The following is a 3,354-nucleotide window of genomic DNA, read 5'->3' as shown; positions in this document are numbered from 1 at the left end:
GCCTATTGATGAAATGAGTTCTACAATCCCGTCTCCATCCGCACCAGCCAGCCATCGACGGTGACCGACTCAGCCGCTCCTCTTTCCTCCACCGCCTTGCGCCCCGGCGAACGCGCAGGCTTCCTGTTGTCCCGGCACTGGCGCGATACCCCGGCCGGTGTGGAGATCGAGCTGTGGGTGGCCACTGATGACGGTCCGCAATGCCTGCGCCTGCCGCCGCAGACAGCGGTGGCCTTCGTGCCGCAAGCCGAGGCCGAACGCGTGCAGGCCTTGATCGTCCACGAACCCGGCATGGAACTGCGTGCGCTGGAACATCTCAAGGATGTCAGCCAGCGCCCGGTGCTGGGCTTGTATGCGCGCCAGTATCGCAAGTTGCTGAAGATCGAGAAGACCCTGATCGCCGCTGGCATCAGTGTCTATGAAGCCGATATCCGTCCGCCCGAACGTTATCTGATGGAGCGTTTCATCAATGCGCCGCTGGCCTTTCAGGGCGTGGACGATGGGCAGGGGGTGCTGGCAGAAGCGCGCATTCGTGCCTTGCCGGGCTATCGTCCGCCGCTCAGGCTGGCGTCGCTGGATATCGAAACCAGCTGGCAGGGCGAGCTCTACAGCATCGCCATCGAAGGCTGCGGCCAGCGCAGCGTCTATGCGCTGGGGCCGCCCAGTGGTGCGGTGGAGTCGGTGGATTTCGCACTGCAGTTCTGCCAGAGCCGCAAGGAACTGATCGACTGCCTCAACGACTGGGTGGCACGCCACGATCCGGATGCGCTCATCGGCTGGAACCTGGTGCAGTTCGACCTCAACGTGCTGCAGAAGCAGGCGCAGAAATACCACACCACGCTGCGACTGGGCCGTGCGGGACGGGCACTGGAATGGCGCGAACATGGCATGCGCGCCAATCACCTGCTGGTCAACGCAGCGGGCCGGCTGGTGATCGACGGCATTGAAAGCCTGCGCGGGGCGTTCTGGAATTTCCCGTCCTTCAGTCTGGAGAACGTGGCGCAATCGCTGCTGGGCGAAGGCAAGGCCATTGCCACGCCGTATCAGCGCATGGACGAGATCGATCGCATGTTCAATGAGGACAAGGCGGCGCTGGCCACCTACAACCTCAAGGACTGCGAACTGGTCACGCGCATCTTCGCCAAGACCGACATTCTCTCCTTCCTGCTGGAACGTGCCAGCGTGACCGGCCTGCAGGCCGACCGCAGCGGCGGTTCGGTGGCGGCGTTCACGCATCTGTATCTGCCGCACATGCATCGCAAGGGCTACGTCGCCCCCAATCTCGGGGATGCCGAGGCACTGGCCAGTCCGGGCGGCTTCGTGATGGATTCGCGCGCGGGGCTGTATGACTCGGTGATCGTGCTGGACTACAAGAGCCTGTATCCCAGCATCATCCGCAGCTTCCTGATCGACCCGGTCGGGCTGGTCGATGGCACCTTGAATGAGCCGGAGAGCGAGACCGTGCCCGGCTATAACGGCGCGCGCTTCTCACGCCGCAGCCACAGCCTGCCGGCCATCATCGAGCAGATCTGGCAGGGGCGCGAAGCCGCCAAGGCGCAGGGCAACAAGCCGTTGCAGCAGGCGCTGAAGATCATCATGAATTCCTTCTACGGCGTGCTGGGGTCGACCGGCTGCCGCTTCTTCGATTCGCGCCTGGCCTCGTCCATCACCCGGCGCGGGCACGAGATCATGCATCGCACGCGTGAGCTGATCGAGGAGGCGGGTTACGAAGTCATCTATGGCGATACCGATTCCACCTTCGTCTGGCTGCGCCGGCCGCATGGCGATGACGAGGCGCGCCAGATCGGTCTGCAGCTGACCGCGCGCATCAATGACTGGTGGCGTCGCCATCTGGCCGGGCAGTATCAGCTGGAAAGCGCGCTGGAACTGCAGTTCGAGGTGCATTACCAGCGTTTCCTGATGCCGCATGTGCGTGGGGCCGAGACCGGCAGCAAGAAGCGCTACGCCGGTTACGTGCGAACCAGCGAAGGCGAGGACAAGGTCACCTACAAGGGATTGGAAACGGTGCGCACCGACTGGTCGCCGCTGGCGCAGCGCTTCCAGCAGGCACTGTATCTGCGCATCTTCCGTGGCGAGCCTTACCGCGACTTCATCACCGGCTACGTGGCCGACCTGCTGGCCGGGCGGCTGGATGATCTGCTGGTATATCGCAAGCGCCTGCGCCGCCAGCTCGACCATTACGAAAAGAACGTCCCGCCCCACGTGCGCGCTGCGCGCATGGCCGACCAGGTCAACGAGGAAGGCGGGCGTCCGCTGCAATACCAGCAAGGCGGCTGGATCAACTACGTCATGACCACGGCCGGACCGGAACCCCTGGAAAAACGCCGCGCCGCCATCGACTACGGCCATTACCTGGAACGCCAGCTGGCCCCGGTGGCCGATGCCATCCTGGTCTTCGTGGGCGACAGTTTTGCAGCGGTGACCTCGCCGCAGCAGGAGTTGTTCTGAATGGATGGGGAGCATCACCAAAGACAAAGGGCCGGATTCCACGAATCCAGCCCTTGGCTGACCTGCAGGCGAACAGCGATTGTCTACGCTCGACCCATCACTGTATTCACGCTTCAGCGGTAATAAGAATCGCGCTCGCGTCCGTCCATCCGCTCCGAATGCACACTCACGCGCACCGGCACCGGCTGGCGCTGCGCCTTGCCGTAGACCTTCTGCCAGAGCACCAGCCCGAACGCCAGGCTGCCCGCCAGCAGATAGACGGCGTAGAACGCGGCGAGATAGCTACCGTAGTGCAGCAAGGTCTGGATGATGGCCATGGGGTCCTCCCGGGAATGAATCAGTGTCGATGGCCACATCGTATGCCTGCCGGGAGGCGGCGGATATCAGGGTTTTTCTGATGGTCTGACTTGCAACGTCGCCGCAGCCGCCGGCACCTGCAGGTGCTGCAGCAGCTTGCCCACCATGGCAATCACGGTCAGGCCGACGATGCAGAAGAACACCGCCAGCGGCGTCAGGCTGTGGATGGAGACGAACCCGGCCAGCCCCATCATGCCCGAGGACACCAGCAGCAGCGCAAAGCCCAGGATGGCGCTGGTCAGTCCGGCAATGTGCGGAAAGATCGAATTGCCCTTGGCCATCAGCGTGGGATACATGGCCCCGGCGCAGAAGGCCATCACCAGCACCGGCGTGATGAGGGTCCACACCGTCAGCCCCACCAGCAGGGCCAGGGCCAGCATGGCAAAGGCCGCCGCCGTCATCACCCGCGCCCCGATGCGCAGCCGCTGTTCGGCCGAGGGCAGGCGGCGATGGTGGATGCGGTTGGAGATGCCGCCCAGGAAATACATCATCCCGATCGCCAGCGCCAGGTAGCCGAAGAAGGTCGGC

General features: G+C 63.9%; 2 protein-coding genes and 1 pseudogene. 1 reads left to right on the top strand and 2 read right to left on the bottom strand.

The genetic code is table 11. The annotated features are described in order from the left end of the window. Positions 1-60 precede the first annotated feature (60 nt). On the top strand, positions 61-2,469 hold the full coding sequence (locus tag B3873_RS00220; protein WP_286863450.1) for a DNA polymerase II: 2,409 nt from the start codon (positions 61-63) through the stop codon (positions 2,467-2,469). A 113-nt stretch (positions 2,470-2,582) separates the two neighbouring features. Here B3873_RS00220 and B3873_RS00215 read toward each other — a convergent pair whose 3' ends face one another. Further along, the gene (locus B3873_RS00215; protein ID WP_286863449.1) at positions 2,583-2,786 is read right to left on the bottom strand and encodes a hypothetical protein; all 204 of its coding nucleotides are present in this window, start codon (positions 2,784-2,786) and stop codon (positions 2,583-2,585) included. 66 nt (positions 2,787-2,852) lie between these two features. Then, a pseudogene (locus tag B3873_RS00210) lies at positions 2,853-3,354 on the bottom strand (Bcr/CflA family drug resistance efflux transporter); the annotation flags it as partial.

The sequence above is a fragment of the Herbaspirillum sp. UBA812 genome, assembly GCF_002296545.1.
GTDB lineage: Bacteria > Pseudomonadota > Gammaproteobacteria > Burkholderiales > Burkholderiaceae_D > Herbaspirillum > Herbaspirillum huttiense.
Note: the sequence above shows the minus strand (reverse complement) of the source record. Positions and strands in the feature narration are given on the sequence as shown.

What these genes read in the sequence shown, in the direction of transcription:
- B3873_RS00215 (WP_286863449.1), bottom strand. Translation starts at nt 2,786, where the DNA reads ATGGCCATCATCCAGACCTTGCTGCACTACGGTAGCTATCTCGCCGCG.